14 protein-coding genes are annotated in these 17,572 nt (G+C 52.8%); 8 read left to right on the top strand and 6 right to left on the bottom strand.

Annotated features, from left to right (window positions below):
* The first annotated feature begins 127 nt into the window (after positions 1 to 127).
* The 3 genes from KHQ09_RS05170 to KHQ09_RS05160 all read left to right on the top strand — a co-directional run bounded on the left by KHQ09_RS05170 (position 128) and on the right by KHQ09_RS05160 (position 3,270).
* The gene (locus KHQ09_RS05170) at positions 128 to 868 is read left to right on the top strand and encodes a glycosyltransferase family 25 protein (protein ID WP_213596799.1); all 741 of its coding nucleotides are present in this window, start codon (positions 128 to 130) and stop codon (positions 866 to 868) included.
* The gene (locus KHQ09_RS05165) at positions 868 to 1,578 is read left to right on the top strand and encodes a polysaccharide deacetylase family protein (RefSeq protein WP_213596797.1); all 711 of its coding nucleotides are present in this window, start codon (positions 868 to 870) and stop codon (positions 1,576 to 1,578) included. Before KHQ09_RS05170 ends, KHQ09_RS05165 begins: the two co-directional genes overlap by 1 nt.
* Before the next feature lie 156 nt (positions 1,579 to 1,734).
* Positions 1,735 to 3,270, top strand: a complete 1,536-nt coding sequence (locus KHQ09_RS05160; protein ID WP_213596795.1) for an FAD/NAD(P)-binding protein — start codon at positions 1,735 to 1,737, stop codon at positions 3,268 to 3,270.
* On the opposite strand, the gene KHQ09_RS05155 is transcribed toward KHQ09_RS05160, so the two are convergent.
* Positions 3,233 to 3,949 carry a TetR/AcrR family transcriptional regulator C-terminal domain-containing protein gene (locus KHQ09_RS05155; RefSeq protein WP_151158436.1) on the bottom strand — a complete coding sequence of 239 codons (717 nt, stop codon included), beginning with the start codon at positions 3,947 to 3,949 and terminating at the stop codon, positions 3,233 to 3,235. The genes KHQ09_RS05160 and KHQ09_RS05155 overlap by 38 nt on opposite strands.
* Before the next feature lie 277 nt (positions 3,950 to 4,226).
* Here KHQ09_RS05155 and hemA point away from each other — a divergent pair, with 277 nt between their 5' ends.
* On the top strand, positions 4,227 to 5,471 hold the full coding sequence (hemA, locus tag KHQ09_RS05150) for a 5-aminolevulinate synthase (protein ID WP_213596793.1): 1,245 nt from the start codon (positions 4,227 to 4,229) through the stop codon (positions 5,469 to 5,471).
* 35 nt (positions 5,472 to 5,506) lie between these two features.
* On the opposite strand, the gene KHQ09_RS05145 is transcribed toward hemA, so the two are convergent.
* Together KHQ09_RS05145 and mscL are read right to left on the bottom strand one after the other, a co-directional pair.
* A complete protein-coding gene (locus KHQ09_RS05145) occupies positions 5,507 to 6,583 on the bottom strand; it encodes an AbrB family transcriptional regulator (protein ID WP_213596791.1) in 1,077 nt (358 codons plus the stop codon).
* Positions 6,584 to 6,734: 151 nt separating this feature from the next.
* On the bottom strand, positions 6,735 to 7,151 hold the full coding sequence (mscL, locus tag KHQ09_RS05140; protein ID WP_213596790.1) for a large conductance mechanosensitive channel protein MscL: 417 nt from the start codon (positions 7,149 to 7,151) through the stop codon (positions 6,735 to 6,737).
* A 232-nt stretch (positions 7,152 to 7,383) separates the two neighbouring features.
* Between mscL and KHQ09_RS05135 the strand changes: the two genes are divergently transcribed.
* Positions 7,384 to 10,881 carry a PAS domain-containing hybrid sensor histidine kinase/response regulator gene (locus KHQ09_RS05135; protein WP_213596789.1) on the top strand — a complete coding sequence of 1,166 codons (3,498 nt, stop codon included), beginning with the start codon at positions 7,384 to 7,386 and terminating at the stop codon, positions 10,879 to 10,881.
* A 21-nt stretch (positions 10,882 to 10,902) separates the two neighbouring features.
* Here the strand turns inward: KHQ09_RS05135 and KHQ09_RS05130 are convergent, their stop codons facing one another.
* On the bottom strand, positions 10,903 to 11,553 hold the full coding sequence (locus KHQ09_RS05130; protein ID WP_022711153.1) for a response regulator transcription factor: 651 nt from the start codon (positions 11,551 to 11,553) through the stop codon (positions 10,903 to 10,905).
* Between the two features lie 534 nt (positions 11,554 to 12,087).
* On the opposite strand from KHQ09_RS05130, the gene pip reads away from it, so the two are divergent.
* Positions 12,088 to 13,044 (top strand): prolyl aminopeptidase, encoded by a 957-nt coding sequence (gene pip / locus KHQ09_RS05125; RefSeq protein ID WP_075654379.1) that lies wholly within the window; start codon positions 12,088 to 12,090, stop codon positions 13,042 to 13,044.
* Positions 13,045 to 13,099: 55 nt separating this feature from the next.
* Here the strand turns inward: pip and KHQ09_RS05120 are convergent, their stop codons facing one another.
* Complete coding sequence (locus KHQ09_RS05120; protein ID WP_213596788.1) at positions 13,100 to 13,576, bottom strand: hypothetical protein; 477 nt, start codon at positions 13,574 to 13,576, stop codon at positions 13,100 to 13,102.
* A 248-nt stretch (positions 13,577 to 13,824) separates the two neighbouring features.
* On the opposite strand from KHQ09_RS05120, the gene KHQ09_RS05115 reads away from it, so the two are divergent.
* Both KHQ09_RS05115 and KHQ09_RS05110 read left to right on the top strand, forming a co-directional pair.
* Positions 13,825 to 14,190, top strand: coding sequence for a DUF952 domain-containing protein (locus KHQ09_RS05115; RefSeq protein WP_213596787.1), 366 nt, complete (start codon positions 13,825 to 13,827; stop codon positions 14,188 to 14,190).
* Positions 14,187 to 15,287 (top strand): quinone-dependent dihydroorotate dehydrogenase, encoded by a 1,101-nt coding sequence (locus tag KHQ09_RS05110; RefSeq protein WP_213596786.1) that lies wholly within the window; start codon positions 14,187 to 14,189, stop codon positions 15,285 to 15,287. Before KHQ09_RS05115 ends, KHQ09_RS05110 begins: the two co-directional genes overlap by 4 nt.
* A 75-nt stretch (positions 15,288 to 15,362) precedes the next feature.
* On the opposite strand, the gene glyS is transcribed toward KHQ09_RS05110, so the two are convergent.
* A complete protein-coding gene (gene glyS / locus KHQ09_RS05105; RefSeq protein ID WP_420801468.1) occupies positions 15,363 to 17,513 on the bottom strand; it encodes a glycine--tRNA ligase subunit beta in 2,151 nt (716 codons plus the stop codon).
* Positions 17,514 to 17,572: the final 59 nt, after the last annotated feature.

The following is a 17,572-nucleotide window of genomic DNA, read 5'->3' as shown; positions in this document are numbered from 1 at the left end:
TTCCATTTTACATAGGTAATATTTCTCACTTTCCGACAAGACCTTTAAGCTGCTATAGGCAATTCTTATATGCGGTCGCAAAGCTGCGATCAGCGAAAAATATAAGCCGCTCCGGCAAAGGTTAGTCATGCAGAAACCGCAGATTAAAGCATTCATCATTCATCTGGAGCGCGCAACAGAACGCCGCGCGCAGGTAAATGAACTGATCTCCCAATTACCGGTACCGGCAGAAATCATTACAGCTGTTGATGCAAAACAGCTGAGCGATGCAGATGCCGCACAAGCCTATCAGACACGCCTGCACAAGCCTTATTATCCGTTCCGCCTGAGCCGCAACGAAATTGCCTGTTTTCTGTCGCACCGTAAAACATGGCAGACAATCATCGATCAAAATCTCGATGCAGCACTTGTGCTGGAAGATGATGTGGCACTGACAGCGGACTTTCCTGCTGCTTTTAAAGCGGCGACAGAGATTGCAGAAGAAGGCGGGTTGGTGCGTCTGCCGTTCCGTTCTGACCGTGAGACCGGCGCTGTTGTTTTTGAACAGGGAACAACGAAAGTCATTCGTCCGGTACCTGTCGGGCTTGGTATGGTAGCCCAGCTGATTACCCGTGATGCCGCGCAGACCTTGCTAAAAGCGACAGAAAGATTTGACCGCCCCGTTGATACTTTTACCCAGATGAACTGGGTAACCGGATTGCAACCGCTTTCTGTCGTGCCGGGTGGTGTACAGGAAATATCGGCCAATCTGGGCGGTAGCACCTTGAAACAGAACCGCTCTCTGGCGCATAAACTGCACAGAGAACTGATGCGGCCTTTCTACCGGCACAGCGTCAAAACCTATTCCCGCAAATCCGGAAAAGCCTGATGAAATCTTCTGCTATTCCCATTCTTCTCTATCATTCGATTGATGTACCGCCTGCGCGCGACAAGCCGTTTCGCAGCCTGCATGTGCATCCGGACCGGTTCCGCTCGCAGATGCGCTGGCTGAAAAGACTGGGCTATCAGGGATTGTCCATGCGCGATGCCCGCCCTTATCTTGAGGGCAAAAAACAGGGCAAGGTTGCGGTTATCACGTTTGATGATGGTTTTCTCAATGTCTATCAGCATGCCATGCCGGTGCTGAATGAACTGGGTTTTACTGCCACCAATTATTTCGTCGCCAATCAGATCGGCGGACGCAATGAATGGGACATTCCGAAAGGCGCGGTTGAAATTCCCTGCATGAGTGCCGAACAATTGCGCGACTGGGCTGCACATGGCCATGAAGTTGGCGCGCATACGCTTGATCATATCTATCTGCCGGATGCGGATTTGCAGGAAGCAGAACGGCAGATCGCCGGTTCCAAGAAAATTCTTGAAGAGATACTCGGCGCTGAAGTCACCAATTTCTGCTATCCTTATGGCGGCGAAACACAGGCTGTGCGCGATGTGGCCCGACAAGCGGGTTATGTTCACGCCACCACCACAAAACGCGGCCATGCCCGCGCAACAGATGATCCGTTTGGCTTGCCACGGCGCTATATCCGCCGCACCGATGGCGGATTATTGTTCCTGAAAAAGCTCTTCGGCCTTTGATTACCGGAGAGAAAACTTTTATTCCGGCATCATTTCAAAGAAAATTACTTTACCGTAGAATTGCAAAACCGGATTTCATTACTATAAACTGGCAACGACCTGTAATAATTTTTTCTTACAGATTACAGCATCGTCACCTGAAGCCGGATATATGTTTTGACTGTATTGCCTTCTGCCTGCACTGACCGCCCGCATCATGAAAACCGGCATAAATCCATCATCATTATCGGGGGCGGCTTCTCCGGCGCTTCTCTGGCCTATCATCTGGCAGCGATAACCGATCCGGCAAAACTTCAAATTACAATCATAGAACCGCGCTCCTCTCTTGGTGCCGGTCTGGCTTATTCCACCAATGAGGATGCCTTCCGCCTCAATGTTCTCTCCGACCGGATGAGCATATTTTATGAGGACAAGCCGCATTTTGCCCGCTGGATGGAAGAGCAGCACAGCCTGAACAATGATCCGGAAGCCATGACGGAGAACGGCCAGATTTACGCAAGGCGCAGCACTTTCGGCACCTATATGGCGGAGCAACTTGCACCGCTGCTTGCAAGCGGACAAGTGCAGCATATTCGTGCCAGCGCTACCGGCGCAAAACGCTGCGCCTCCGGCCGCTATCAGGTTACCACAGATAAAGGCGAAACGCGGGAAGCGGATTTTCTGGTGATCGCTGCGTCACATCCGCTGCCTGCCCTCCCCGCACCATTGCGAGAACTCCAGCAATCCGGCCAGAACCATGTAAAAGGACTGATCGCCAATCCTTATCAGGCAGGTGCTCTCCGGCAATTGCTTCAGGAGACAGGTCCGGACAGTTCGGTTCTGATCGTCGGCGCAGGTCTCACCTCTGCCGATATGGTTGCAGGGCTGTCACAACACGGACATCGCGGCAATATCACCGTTTTGTCCCGTCACGGTCTGCGCTCCCGTTCCAATCTGCGACTCAAAGCCGATGAGCCAAGACCGCCGCGTTTCTTCGGTGATTTTATCAATCCGCCGGAAACATCGGCCGTGCGCTTGCTGCACAAAATCCGCCGGACAATCCGCAAAGCGGCACAACAATCTGTGCCGTGGCAATCGGTGATTGATACTTTGCGCGATCAGGGCGGCGAGATATGGCTTGCTCTGCCGCTCAGTGAGCGCAAGCGCATTGTTCGCCATCTGCGCACGTTCTGGGATGCGCATAGGTTTCGCCTAGCAACACAAACAGATGATGCTCTTGATGAACGCTGCCGCTCGGGAACACTGAAATTTCTCGGCGCACACCTCACAGATGCTGCACGCGCTGATGATGGTCACGGCTTTATCGTGACCTATCGCCTGCGCGGACAATTCGGAACAATCACACAGCATTTTGACGCTATAATTGTTACCACCGGCCCTGCACATAGCGATATTATCGGCCAGTGCCCGCCATTGGCAATGCTGCGGGAAGACGGTCTGATTGAAATGGACCCTACGGGTCTTGGTCTGCATACAAGCCGCACTGAGCAGACGGATAAAACCATGCGTGCCATCGGCAAAGACGGCAGTATTGCTGATAATCTGTTTATCGCAGGGCCTTTAGCCCGCGGTACATTCGGGGAATTAATGGGCGCGCCGGAAGTGGCGCGCTATACAGAAACATTGGCGGACGTAATCAGACAGGCTACTGCGCTTATTCAGCAGCCTCATAAATCTGCTGACGTCTGTTGAAAACGGCCTGCGCGCCATCAAGGATCAGAAGCAGTTTTTTGTCCCACCAATCCTTCGGATGATCGGTCATCATACGGCTCATAATCAGGATCGGTCGCGCCGTATCCGGATTGCGTGCGGCCTCTGCCTGCCACGACTGCACAACCTTCTCAATTCCGCGCTCGCCAATGCGACCCGGTTTTTTATAGGCTCTGCGCCAGCCGGTGAAGTAATCGACCGTCATATCCATCATACTGTCGATCAGCACAACGGCTTCCTCAGCCGAGAAACCATATTCCACAAACTGGTTCGCCATTTCGCCAAAAGCGCGGATACCGGATGGCGGGGATACTTCCAGTTCCCGCATGGCATCGGCCAGCCCCGGATGTCTGTTGAATAATTCCCAGGCCGAATTGGCGACATTTTGCGCAAACTCATACCAGTCGGCAGGATTACCGCGCCAGTCCAGTTCGGTAATGGCCAGATCGGCAGCAGCCAGCAGCAATTCATTACGGCCTTTGACATAGCGGTAGAGGGATGAGTGATCGACCCCGAGCGCCTGACCGACTGCAATCATCGTCACATCATCGAGACCGATTTTCAGCGTCACACGCGCGATTTCCTCAAGAGAAATCCGCGCCGGACGACCGATACGCGGGCTTGGCGCCACACATGACTTTGCCGAAATTTGCTTTTTCATAGCCGCCCCGTCCGAAAATTATGCATGCACGTAAGGATTAAACACTCTGTTGCAAACTCAATTAGCGTTGAATGCGCCCTTTTACAACAGAGTGTGACTAAAATTGCGGACAGCTCCGGCCTTTTCAACCGGAATATATCGAAAACCCGTGACTGAGGCGGCCTGATTGACTGAAATCAATGCCGCAAAACCGGCCTAGGTCTATTTACCGCACATGTCCTTATAGACGGCGCGCCTCTAAAGGATTAGGTAACGGTGAAGAAAAGGAAGATGCCTCATGGACTATAGCCGGTTTTTTGAAGCGGCCATTGACCGCCTTCACACTGAAAATCGTTACCGTGTATTTGCTGATCTGGAGCGTATTGTCGGCCGCTTTCCGCAAGCAATATGGCGCCATAACGGTCAGGCGCGTGAAATCACCGTATGGTGCTCCAATGACTATCTCGGTATGGGGCAAAATCCTGATGTTCTGAAAGCCATGACCGATGCAGCCGTCTCGCAAGGGTCCGGCGCCGGCGGCACACGCAATATCTCCGGCAATAATCATCCGCTTGTTGAGCTTGAACATGAGCTCGCGGATTTGCATGGCAAAGAAGCCGGTCTGGTTTTCACTTCCGGCTTTGTTTCCAATGATGCCTCTATATCGACCATTGCCAAACTCCTGCCGGATTGCCTGATCCTGTCGGATGAACTCAATCATGCATCGATGATCGCCGGCATCCGCCATTCCGGTGCCGACAAGCAGATCTTCCGGCATAATGATGTGCAGCATCTTGAAGAGCTGCTGAAAGCAGCAGGCAAAGACCGCGCCAAGCTGATCGTTTTTGAATCCGTCTATTCCATGGATGGTGATGTGGCGCCGCTGAAAGCAATTGTGGAACTGGCGGAAAAATATAATGCCATGACCTATCTTGATGAAGTGCATGCCGTTGGCATGTACGGCGCACGCGGCGGCGGCATTTCAGAACGCGAAGGCCTGAGCCATCGTATTGATATTATTGAAGGCACATTAGCCAAATCCTTCGGTACACTGGGCGGATATATTACCGGCTCCAAAGCTGTGGTTGATGCTGTGCGCTCCTATGCGCCGGGCTTCATCTTTACTTCAGCCCTGCCACCGGCAATTGCCAATGCAACTGTTGCAGCCATTCGCCATCTCAAAGCCTCGGGCACCGAGCGCGAATTGCAACAGAAGAATGCACAACTGACTAAGGACACGCTGAAACGTGCCGGCCTGCCGGTTATGCCGACAGAAACACATATTGTGCCGCTCTTTGTCGGCAATGCGGATTTGTGCAAAAAAGCTTCGGATCGCCTGCTGGAAGTTCATGGCATTTATATTCAGCCGATCAACTTCCCGACCGTACCACGCGGCACTGAACGCCTGCGCATCACACCGACTCCTGTTCACGGGGAAGAACTGATTTCCGGTCTGAAAGAGGCACTGCTGGAAGTCTGGCAGGCTCTGAACATTCCTTATGCAACGGATTTTACCGGCAGCCCGCTGAAACAATCTGCCTGATAGCGCCGCGTACCGGTTCCAATCCTGACAGCCGCTCAGAGCTCCGCCTGTGCGGCTGTTTGCTTTTCATCCATACGGCGCAGCGATCGGGCAAGAAACGGCACAAAGATCGCAATCATCATAAAGCGCACAACATGGTGCGAAGCCACATAGGCCGGATCAACACCCAGCGAGAAAGCAATCACAGTCAGCGCTTCCAATGCACCCGGCGCGAAAGCCAGCGCAATCTGCGCCGGATGCAGCCCTGTTGCCAGCCATGCCAGCGCACAGATTGCAGCGGCAGTTCCCGTGCCAACGATGAAAGCCATCAGCGCCACCGGCAAGTAATTCAGGATAGCGCCGCGATGCCGTGCATCAACCCGCGAGCCGATCAGAGCTCCGAGAACAACCATACCAAAGTCCGCCATTTCAGGCGGCACGCGCACTGTTACAAAACCGGTCACATAGACCAGCGCACTGGCGAGCAATGCGCCCAGCATCATCCCGCCCGGTAAACGGCTGTAATGGCCGATCAGCGCACCAAGGCCGCCCGCAGCGAACAACCATAGCCATTCTTTTTGCTGGCTGCCTGAACCTGCTACAAAATCGATATGCGGTGCGGATTGCCCAAGCACATTGAGCACCGGCGCCAGCAACCCGATAAGCAACAACAGGCGCACAGTCTGAATAATGGTGATTTTAACCAGATCGGCTCGGGTTTCGCTGGCTGCAGCCATCACGAAAGACAAGGCACCGGGCAAAGAGGAGAAAAAAGCCGTTTGCGCATCCCAGCGAAACACATAGCGCAGCAACATAAATGTAAAACCGGTCACAGTTACCAGCATTACAAACAGCAGCATAAAGCTCAAAGGCCATTCGCCGATCTGGCTCAGCGTTTCAGGACGCACGCCGGAACCGGCTTGCAGGCCGAGCATGATAAAAACCGCATTACGCAACCAGACAGGCAGATAAATACGAATACCGCTCAGAGATGCAATGGTCACACTGCACATTGAGCCGAGCAGAAAAGGAATGGGCAGTCCGGTCAGATAAGCGATTGCGGCACCGCTGCCGGCAATCAGAAATGTCAGGAAAAGCGCATAGATATTTTTCAGAGAGAACTGACGGGACATGGGATATTCTTAACCAGAGCATTTCCGGATGGCAGGCATAATCGTCGCGCCGGAGTCTTGTTGTGTTGGCCGCATTTTATGCAACCAAAATATCAGACAAATTAAAAATAAACCCGGCTTCATTTCTGAGGCCGGGTTTAGGATTTTATAATCAGGCTTTTTTCGCCAGAAGATCACGGATTTCTGTCAGCAGAACCTGATCTGCCGGAATTGCGGCTTCAGCTTCAGGCTTGGCCTCTTCCTTTTTCTTCATGCGGTTCATGCCCTTAACAACAAGGAACAGAACCCATGCGATAATCAGGAAGTTAATCAGCAGCGTGACAAAGTTACCGTAAGCAATGGTTGCACCGGCTTCACGGGCTGCTGCCAGTGTACCCTTAGGCTCACCGGCCAGCTGGATAAACATGTTGGAGAAATCAATACCACCGGTGACGAGACCGATAATCGGCATGATAATGTCATTCACGATGGAATTGACCAGACCGCCAAATGCGCCGCCGATGATGACACCGATGGCCAGATCGACCATATTGCCCTTGAGGGCAAATTCACGAAATTCCTTTAGCATGAGCTATCCTTTACAAGTACGGGGGCTTACTCTTTTTATATCCGGCAATAAAAACAAAGTAGCGGAGATTATTATAGTCTCAAGATCAGAAAGCAGCTTACTGCTTGATTATCCTGAAGTGTTGCATACAAACATAGGTACAGAATAATCAGCGGACAGAGACTGCCATTATTGCAGCCATATACAGGATCTTTCTGTCCCGCAATCATTAACCGGTCAGCAAGGGGGCTGAATGCACGGCTGGATCATTATCGGCATCGCATTTCTCTATCTGATCCTGCTCTTTGCGGTTGCCAGTATTGGCGACAGTAAAGCATCGCGCTGGGGCTCCAAGCCAAGACCCTATATTTATGCATTCAGCCTTGCTGTTTACTGTACATCATGGACCTTCTTCGGCTCGGTCGGGCTTGCGGCTGACCGCGGGCTTGAATTTCTGGGCATTTATATTGGCCCCATTCTGGTTTTCACCTTCGGCAATAAATTCCTGCGCCATGTGGTGCGGCTGGCAAAAGCCGAGCGCATTACCTCTATCGCTGACTTTCTCGCCGCCCGTTACGGCAAAAGCACCAGCGTCGCCACGATCGGCACCTGTATCGCAGTGGTCGGCTCGATGCCCTATATTGCTCTGCAGCTGAAAGCCGTATCCGGCAGTGTCGATATGGTTCTGGCTGAATATCAGGCTTCCTATGACCCGATTGTCTATGTCTTCGGCGATATATCGCTGTTTGTTACTGCTCTGCTGGCTATATTCGCCATCCTTTTCGGCACCAGACATACGGATGCGACCGAGCATCAGGACGGGCTAATTCTTGCGGTTGCGCTGGAATCCGTCATCAAAATCACCGCCTTTCTGATTGTCGGCATTGCCACAACCTTCTTTTTGTTCGGCTCACCTTTCGATCTGCCGCAACAATTGCAGGAGCGGGACATTGATTTCTGGAGCATGTTAACCCGCACCAGCCCCAGCACCTGGATTGTTCACACCGTTCTGAGTGCCGCGGCTATTCTGATGCTGCCGCGCCAGTTTCATGTCACCGTGGTTGAGAACCGCAGCGAAAAGGAATTGCGTACCGCCCGCTGGCTGTTTCCGGTCTATCTGATCCTGATTAACCTGTTCGTCCTGCCGATTGCCTTACAGGGCATTATCAATCTCGGCTCCACAACCAATGCGGATCTCTATGTTCTGGCACTGCCGCTGGCAGCGGGCTCACATCTTTTAACTCTGCTGGCTTTTGTCGGCGGGCTTTCTGCTGCCACGGCGATGGTGATTGTGGCTTGCGTGGCGCTGTCGATCATGATCTCCAACCATCTGCTGCTGCCATTACTGATCCGCTACGTCTATCGTCGCCAAAAACATCAGCAACGAGATCTGACCCGTCTTATCCTCTATACCCGCCGGGCAACCATCGTGATTATTCTGGCGGTGACTTTCAGCTATTATCGCGCCAGTTCCAGCACATTCGGACTGGCTTCTATCGGACTGGTTTCTTTTGCAGCGATTGCACAATTTGCGCCGCCGCTCATCGGCGGGCTGATCTGGCGCAATGCCAATGCACGCGGAGCTGTTTTGGGCATGGTCAGCGGCTTTGCTGTCTGGGCCTATACATTGCTGCTGCCAACACTGGCTAATCCCGATGCGCCGATCCTGCGGGAAGGTTTATGGGGGCTTTCCTATCTGCGCCCGCAGGCACTTTTCGGCGTTGATGCCCTGCCTCTCACCCACGGCGCTCTGTGGAGCCTAGCCATTAATGCACTATTCTTCGTGATCGGTTCGCTCTCCCGCCAATCAACACCGCTGGAGCGCATTCAGGCCAGCACATTCATGCCGCGCAATCTGAAAACCGTGCCGGTTCTGCGCCGTTTCCGCACCAGTGTCACTGTCGGGGAAATCAAAAATACAATTGCCCGTTATCTGGGTGAAGACCGCGTTGCCCTTGCTTTCAGCCGCTATGAACATAATGGCGACCAGCCGCTCGATGATAAAGCTGTCGCCGATGTGCCGCTGATCCGGTTTGCCGAGCAAATATTGGGCAGCGCCATCGGCTCATCTTCCGCGCGGCTGGTGCTGTCGCTGCTGCTTCAGCGCAAGGACAATACTGCACCGGATACGCTGCGCCTGCTGGATGATGCCTCCGAAGCCCTGCAGCACAATCGCGATCTGCTGCAAACCGCGCTGGATCAGATGGAACAGGGCATTACCGTTCTCGACAAGGATTTTCGTCTGACCTGCTGGAACCGGCGTTTCCGCCATCTGCTGCAACTACCGGACGGGCTGACACAGGTTGGCACACCGATTTCCGATGTGCTCGACCGCTTGCTGCATAATGGCGAAATTCATGCGGGTGATGCCGCGATGATGATGCGCACATTGGAGCGCACCCATGAGCCAAGCCGTATCTTGTTGCACTCCACCGGCAAAATCATTGAAATTGCAGCCAATCCGATGCCGGATGGTGGCATTGTTGCCAGTTACACTGATATTACCGCCTCGGTTGAAGCCGATAATTCCATGAAGCGTCTCAATGAAACGCTGGAGCAGCGCGTCGCCGATCGCACCACCGAACTGCTGGAAGTGAACCAGCAGCTTGTTCGTGCGCAGAAACTGGCGGAAGAGGCCAATTTCGGCAAAACACGTTTTCTCGCTGCTGCCGGTCATGATATTTTGCAGCCGCTCAATGCTGCCCGCCTCTACAGCACAGCCTTGAGCGAAAGGCTCGGCGCATCGGAAGCGCAACTGGCGCGCAATATTGACTCATCCCTTGAAGCGGTTGAAGGTATTCTCAGTGCGCTGCTGGATATTTCACGGCTTGATACCGGCGCACTCAAACCGGAGCTTTCACTGTTCCGGCTGGATCGCCTGCTCCAGCAGGTTGTCACAGATTTCACACCGCTTGCTGCCACAAAAGGCCTGAAGCTTCGTGTCGTGCCCTGCTCCCTCACAGTCTATAGCGACCGCAATCTTCTGCGTCGTCTGCTGCAAAATCTGATCTCAAATTCCATCAAATACAGCCGCAGCGGCAAAATTCTGCTTGGTGTGCGCCGTCGCGGCGGTGATCTGGAAATCAAGGTTGCCGATACCGGCATCGGCATCGCACCGGAAAAACAGCAGCTGGTTTTCCGCGAATTTTACCGGCTGGATGAAGGGATCAGTCAGGCAGACGGGCTGGGACTTGGTCTTTCCATTGTCGACCGTATTGCCCGTGTGCTGGATCTGACAATTCGTCTGCAATCCGAACATGGCAAAGGCACCTGTTTCAGCATCATTATGCCGGTGTCTCAGGAGCCTGCGGTTGAAGTTTCACCTGAACCGTCACAGGCCAGACGCCGCAGCAATGCGCTCGAAAATATGCGGGTTTTGTGTATTGATAATGATCCGCTGATCCTCGACGGCATGCGCATTCTGCTTGAGGGCTGGGGTTGTGACATCACTCTGATCCGTGACGGCGCACAACTCAAAGACTGGTGCAATCATATCGCCCGCTCACAGATGAGCGTCAAAATCCTGCCGGATATTATTCTGGCTGACTACCATCTCAACCGTGAAAACGGGCTGGATATGATCGGCTATATCCGCGAAACGCTGGGTCATACCATACCGGCCGTTCTGCTGACGGCCGATCGTTCAAAAGAGGTCAAATTACAGGCCACGGAAGAAAATGTTCATGTGCTGAACAAGCCGCTGAAACCCGCAGCATTGCGGGCTTTGCTGGCGCATTATCATATGCGGTGAGAGACTGTGAAATGCTCCGGCTCAATCCAAAAGTGCAAAACCCGGACCAAGCCGCGAGAGCAGAATCACCGCCTGTGTGCGGCTGTCCACGCCCAGCTTCTGCAGAACCGCAGATACATGGGCTTTCACCGTAGCTTCTGAAATATTCAGCTCATAAGCCAGCTGCTTGTTCAGAAGCCCCTGTCCAAGCATTGAGAGCACGCGGGTTTGCTGCGGTGTGAGTGCTCGGATACGGGCAATCAGATCGGCAATCTCCGCATCATTTTCCGCGCCGAGTTCCATATCACCGGACACCCATTCCCCGCCGTCCAGCACGGTGCGCACGGCCTCGCCGATTTCCTCAAGACTCGCGGATTTTGAAACAAAACCGGAGGCTCCGAGCTCCATGGCGCGGCGGATTGTGGTGACATCATCGGTAGCGGAAACAATCATAACCGGCAGCTGCGGATGCTGCGCCTTGAGATTGATCAGTCCGGACAAACCGCTGACACCGGGCATGGTCAGATCGAGAAACAACAGGTCAACATCCTGCGCCTCTTCTGCAACCTGTTGTAATTGCTGATAATTGTCAGCCTCAGTCACACTCTCAGGCTGAAAACCGTCCTGTAAAATCTGTCGCAATGCGCCACGGAATAAAGGATGATCGTCGGCAATAATAAAATTCAATTCCATAAATTTCCTACCCCTTGCCTGCCCCCTCAGCAGTCTCCCCGCAAATCATCTCCTGAAAGCACCTTATCTCTTTATATAACCAAAGATAAAGTTAGAAATGACCTGTTTTCATCTTGCATTTTCTTCAAGCATAGAGCCCTTCCCGCTCCGCCTGCATTTCTGAAAATGCTCTGTTCTTTGTTTTTACATGCAGCATAACTGATCCGTAATCAGGATCAGAAACCGGTCAGACAAACTGATTTCCATACCTCAGCGCTTCACAATTTCGCAATGCGCTCCGGCCACCGGCATTTCATTTCAATGATAAATCCGGCTTGAGAAAACCGGTGAATGCAATTTCCAGCACAATAAAAGCCGCCTGTAGCAGACGGCATGCATATTCATTATGCAATATTACAGGCAAAGCGTACAATATACAGTCTGATTTCTGCTTTTGCCGCGATGGTGCCGTATTGTCAGTTAGGGTGATGCCTGCTCTATATGCAAGAGAAAATCTTATTGCTTCGCAGATAAAATAACGCAAAAGGACGACCTATGACACGCCACAGCCTCTATCCGGAAATTCAACCCTATCGGGAAGAGATGTTGCAGGTCTCATCGCTGCACCGGATTTATTTTGAGGAATGCGGAAACCCGAACGGTAAGCCGGTCATCATGATCCACGGCGGACCGGGTGGCGGCATCTCGCCGACTATGCGCCGTCTGCATGATCCTTCAGCCTATCGCATTATCCTGTTTGACCAGCGCGGCTGCGGCCGCTCCACACCCCATGCGGAATTGCGCGAAAATACCACATGGGATCTGGTTGCGGATATGGAGCGTCTGCGCACCCATCTTGGTGTTGAAAAATGGCAGGTTTTCGGCGGTTCATGGGGCTCGACCCTTGGCCTCGCTTATGCACAAACCCATCCGGAGCGCGTCAGCGAACTGGTGCTGCGTGGTATCTTTCTGGCACGCCGTTTTGAAGTGGACTGGCTCTATAGCAACGGCGCCAGCATTATCTATCCGGATCGCTTTGAAGCCTATCAGCTGCATATTCCGGAAGCCGAGCGCGGCGATATGGTGGCAGCCTATTACCGTCGCCTGACTGATCCGAACCCGCAGGTGCAGATTGAAGCGGCACGCCGCTGGTCACGCTGGGAAGGCTCGGCAATTTCCCTGCTGCCGGATCCGGAACGCGAAAATGCGTTTGCACAGGATCACTTCGCCATCGCTTTTGCGCGTATCGAATGTCACTATTTCCAGAACCGCGCTTTCTTTGACACCGACGATCAACTGCTGCGTCTGGCTGACCGTATCCGCCATATTCCGGGTGTAATCATCCATGGCCGCTACGATATGTGCACGCCGTTCATCAATGCGTGGCATCTGAAGAAAGTCTGGCCGGAAGCTGATCTGCGTATTGTCGAAGATGGCGGTCATGCAGTGACCGAGCCGGGTATCACGCACGAACTGATCGAAGCGACACGCCGCTTTGCCAATATCGGCTAAAGCTGGTTTACTAATAAAAAAAGCGCCGGAAACGGCGCTTTTTCTTTGGGTGGAATTATGTGCGGTTCGGCACCGGTGCCGGCTCATCAAGGCTCTTGGCTACGCCCATGAAAGACCGCATGAAACGCTCCATATAGCCGAGCCCTTTTTCGAACTCTTCTTCACTTGGCAGGGTGCTGCTGGCGACACCGCTTTTCTCAAGCTTGGCGATACGCGCAGTCAGATCAGCAACCTGTTTTTCCAGCAGAAGTGTGCGTTCGTCATTGCTCAGCTGTGCCGGTTTGGTTTCAGCACATTCAATTTTACCGGCCTGTTCCTTACACAGTGCAAACTCACCGGTCTGGCGGTCAAGACGGATAATACCGGCTTCGGTTTTTTCCATGGAGTAACGCTGCATATCCTGTGCCGGAGACGGGCTCATCCCCCAAACCAGAGCCAAACCTGTGAGAGCCGAAAGAACGGCACTGCGTATGATAAGCTTGGATTTGTTTTCTTTTGCCACCGCAATCGCGATACCGGACCGGTTCTTCATCTGCCCACTCCTTTAATCTGTCTGCCTGGTATATGGGTTTTATCCAAGCATTTTCCAGTGCATCCTGTCAAAAACACAGAGCTGTCAAAGCGCACTTTTGCTCATTTGCAAAAATGGCGTTAACCCTTTATTAAAATTTAGAGGTGGCTTGTGACTTAATTTTGTCTTAAAAGCTGCCGGATGCGCCAAACCGGCCAGATATATAAAATGTCTGAACAGCTTTTCCGTTCACAACAATAGCGTTTTTCATGTCAAACAGTGATCCGTCACACCATACCATCTACAAGATTGCCACGCGCGCCCAATGGGCAGACGCTGAAAAGGCAGGGCATTTTTCCGGTGCCCCTGTTGATTTGCAGGATGGATATATCCACTTTTCCACCCATGACACGGTTGCAGAAACCGCTGCCAAGCATTTTGCCGGTCAGAATGACCTGCTGCTGGTGGCTGTTGATGCAAACCAGCTGGGAGATGAACTTCGCTATGAAATTTCCCGCGGCGGCAAAGCCTTCCCGCATCTCTACACACATCTCCAGCTCACTGCGGTGCGCTGGGTGAAAGACCTGCCGCTCGACAGCGACGGCAAGCATCAGTTTCCGGAGCTTGAACAATGAGCGTTTTTTTTGAAAATATTGCCCGTCGCGCACTTTTTGCGATGGATGGTGAGCAGGCGCATGGCCTGTCGATTGCCGCGCTGAAAACCGGCGTCCTTTCCAGCCCTGCGCCGCTTGACCCTGCTTTGCAGCAGACCATTGCCGGTCTTAAATTTACCAATCCGCTGGGTATGGCCGCAGGCTTTGACAAGAATGCCGAAGTGCCGGATGCACTGCTGAAACTCGGCTTTGGTTTTGCAGAAGTCGGCACCATCACACCACGCCCGCAGGCTGGCAATCCGAAGCCGCGCATCTTCCGCCTTGTGGAAGACCGTGCGGTCATCAACCGTCTCGGCTTTAACAATGAAGGCCATGATGCCGCCTATAAACGCCTGAGCCAGCGCAACAGCTGCAGCAGCTGCGGTATTGTCGGCGTGAATATCGGCGCCAATAAAGACAGTGAAGATCGCGTGGCCGATTATGTGGCCGGTATTCACCGCTTCTACAGCGTGGCGAAATATTTCACCGCCAATATTTCTTCGCCGAACACACCAGGTCTGCGTGATCTGCAAGCCAAAGACAGCCTGCATATTCTGCTGGAGAAAGTTTTGGAAGCCCGCGATCAGGAAGCTGAAAAATGCACCCTGAAACGTCCGGTTTTCCTGAAAATCGCACCGGATCTGACAGAAGAAGGGTTGGACGATATTGCCGAAGTGGCTCTCGCTCATCCGCTTGATGGTCTGATTATCTCCAACACCACTTTGTCGCGCACCAATCTGGTTAATCAGGTGGAAGCGAAAGAGACCGGCGGTCTTTCCGGCGCGCCGATTTTTGAACGCTCAACCATTGTGCTTGCTAAAATGCGCCAGCGCATCGGCAAAGCCATGCCGATCATCGGTGTAGGCGGTGTTGACAGCGGCGCAACTACGCTCACCAAGATTAAAGCCGGTGCCGATTTGGTGCAGCTTTATACCGGTATGATCTATCGCGGTCCGACTGTGCCAAAAGAGATCGTCAAAGAACTCTCCGCATTGGTGAAACAGGCAGGCGTCGCCAATATTTCCGAGCTGCGTGACATGGAAACTGCGGCTTGGGCAGCCAAAGATATTCCGGCCTGATCTTTTTTAAAAACTGAATATAAAAAAGCCGGAGCGGTTCTAACCACTCCGGCTTTTTCTTATCAATATGTTTAATTAGCCGCTGATCTTTGAGAAGTCAGCAACCTGACCGGTCACTGAACGGATTTTCGCCAGCAGTGCCAGGCGATTAGCGCGGATGGCGTCATCCTCATCATTGACCATTACCTTGTCAAAGAAGGCATCAACCGGCGCACGCAACTCGGCCATAGCCGACATAGCAGCCGAGAAATCTTCCTTGGCAATGGCCGCAGCAGCCTTGGTTTCTGCCGACTGCACCGCAGCAAACAGTGCCTTTTCCTCTTCATTGTTGAAGAGTGCAGCATCAACATTGGCGGCAATAACAGTGCCCTTTTTCTCTTCAGCACCGAGAATATTGGCTGCGCGTTTGGTGCCTGCCAGCAGGTTCTTGCCGTCTTCTTCATTGATGAAAACGATCAGCGCTTCCAGACGACGGGCCACCAGCAGCAGATTATCAGCATCGGCTGACAGAACTGCATCAATCGCATCGTGGCGCGCACCTTCATCCTTCAGATAGACCTTGAAACGATCATGGAAGAAGGAAAGCAGGTCTATCGTTATAATATTTAATCTCTGACCGTTGAGATTGTTATAACGATCAAGATAATTTCCAAACTGAAAACTGAACCTATGGCTTTCAATGATCTCGATCAAGTTAATACGCAGATCATTTTCCAAAACCAGACGGATTACACCAAGGGCAGCACGGCGCAGCGCATAAGGATCTTTCGAACCTGTCGGCTTTTCATCAATTGCCCAGAAACCAACCAGCGTGTCGATCTTGTCAGCAAGCGCAACGGCAACTGAAACCGGATCACGCGGTACGCGGTCGGACGGGCCCTGAGGCTTGTAATGATCTTCAAGTGCTTTTGCGACAGCAGCATCTTCGCCCTGAAGCAAAGCGTATTTATGCCCCATCGCGCCCTGCAATTCAGGGAATTCGCCGACAACTTCGGTTTGCAGATCGGCTTTCGCCAGCACTGCTGCACGGGCAGTCAACGCAACATCTGCGCCGACCAGCGGTGCAATTGCTTCTGCAAGCGCCTTGATACGTGCCACGCGCGCCCCCTGCGTGCCGAGCTTGGCATGGAAGGTTACATTCAGCGCATCCAGACGCGCCATTCGTTGATCGAGCGGTTTAGCCAGATCAAGCGCAAATTTTGAGGCAGACGCTTTGAGCTTGTCCATATCCGGCATATCTGCCTGATCGGTGTGCCAGAAATACAGCGCATCGGAAAGACGCGCACGAACAACCTTGCCGTTACCGAAAGCGATTTCCTTACCGCCGTCACGGGCAGCAATATTGGAGATCAGAATGAACTTGTTGGAAAGTGCATCTGTCTCACCTTGATTGCGGGTGACGAAGCATTTCTGATTGGCGCGGATGGTCAGACGGATAACTTCCGGCGGAATGGAGAGGAATTCTTCCTCAAATTCACCCATCAGCACCACCGGCCATTCAACCAGACCCGACACTTCTTCCAGCAGACCTTCGTCTTCAACCAGTTCCAGACCGGAAGCGAAGCTCAGATTGCGGGCATCGGTGAGAATGATTTCCTTGCGGCGTTCAGCATCGAGCACCACATGCGCTTTTTCCAGCTTCTCAACATAGTCGTCAAAGCGACGCACGGTGATCGGCTGACCATCACTCATGAAACGATGACCTTGCGTGGTGTTACCGGAGCGTACGCCGCCGACTTCAAAGTCCACCACAACGGTTTCTTCAGTTTCAGGACCAAACAGGCAGATGATCGACTGCAGCGGACGCACCCAGCGCAAGGAACCGGACTGTTCCGAGGCCTTGCCCCAGCGCATGGATTTCGGCCACGGGAAATTCTGCACCACATTCGGTACCAGTTCCGCGATAATTTCTTCCGCAGCGCGTCCGGATTTGGTGATATGGGCGACGTAGAAATCGCCTTTTTTCGGATCGGAATGCACATGCGCCTGTGCAATATCACTCAAGCCAGCTTTACGCAGGAAGCCCTGAATTGCGGCTTCCGGTGCAGAAACGGACGGGCCCTTGATATCTTCATGCACGTCTTTTGAACGCACAGTCAGACCACGAATATCCAAAGTCAGACGACGTGGTGTCCAGTAAGGCGTTGCCGCCTCATAGGTCAGACCGGCTTCAACCAGACCATCGGTGATCATTTTCTTCAAATCACCGGCAGCTTTACGCTGCATGCGCGCCGGGATTTCCTCGGAGAACAATTCTAACAGTAAATCAGGCATCAGCGTGCGCC

The organism is Pseudochrobactrum algeriensis (assembly GCF_018436245.1).
GTDB classification, from domain to species: domain Bacteria; phylum Pseudomonadota; class Alphaproteobacteria; order Rhizobiales; family Rhizobiaceae; genus Pseudochrobactrum; species Pseudochrobactrum saccharolyticum.
This window is presented reverse-complemented; position numbering and strand designations above follow the sequence as displayed.

Coding starts and splice junctions, on each gene's coding strand:
- KHQ09_RS05170 (WP_213596799.1), top strand. CDS start 128: ATGCAGAAACCGCAGATTAAAGCATTCATCATTCATCTGGAGCGCGCA.
- KHQ09_RS05165 (WP_213596797.1), top strand. CDS start 868: ATGAAATCTTCTGCTATTCCCATTCTTCTCTATCATTCGATTGATGTA.
- KHQ09_RS05155 (WP_151158436.1), bottom strand. CDS start 3,949: ATGAAAAAGCAAATTTCGGCAAAGTCATGTGTGGCGCCAAGCCCGCGT.
- hemA (WP_213596793.1), top strand. CDS start 4,227: ATGGACTATAGCCGGTTTTTTGAAGCGGCCATTGACCGCCTTCACACT.
- KHQ09_RS05145 (WP_213596791.1), bottom strand. CDS start 6,583: ATGTCCCGTCAGTTCTCTCTGAAAAATATCTATGCGCTTTTCCTGACA.
- mscL (WP_213596790.1), bottom strand. CDS start 7,151: ATGCTAAAGGAATTTCGTGAATTTGCCCTCAAGGGCAATATGGTCGAT.
- KHQ09_RS05135 (WP_213596789.1), top strand. CDS start 7,384: ATGCACGGCTGGATCATTATCGGCATCGCATTTCTCTATCTGATCCTG.
- KHQ09_RS05130 (WP_022711153.1), bottom strand. CDS start 11,553: ATGGAATTGAATTTTATTATTGCCGACGATCATCCTTTATTCCGTGGC.
- pip (WP_075654379.1), top strand. CDS start 12,088: ATGACACGCCACAGCCTCTATCCGGAAATTCAACCCTATCGGGAAGAG.
- KHQ09_RS05120 (WP_213596788.1), bottom strand. CDS start 13,576: ATGAAGAACCGGTCCGGTATCGCGATTGCGGTGGCAAAAGAAAACAAA.
- KHQ09_RS05115 (WP_213596787.1), top strand. CDS start 13,825: ATGTCAAACAGTGATCCGTCACACCATACCATCTACAAGATTGCCACG.
- KHQ09_RS05110 (WP_213596786.1), top strand. CDS start 14,187: ATGAGCGTTTTTTTTGAAAATATTGCCCGTCGCGCACTTTTTGCGATG.
- glyS (WP_420801468.1), bottom strand. CDS start 17,513: ATGCAGCGTAAAGCTGCCGGTGATTTGAAGAAAATGATCACCGATGGT.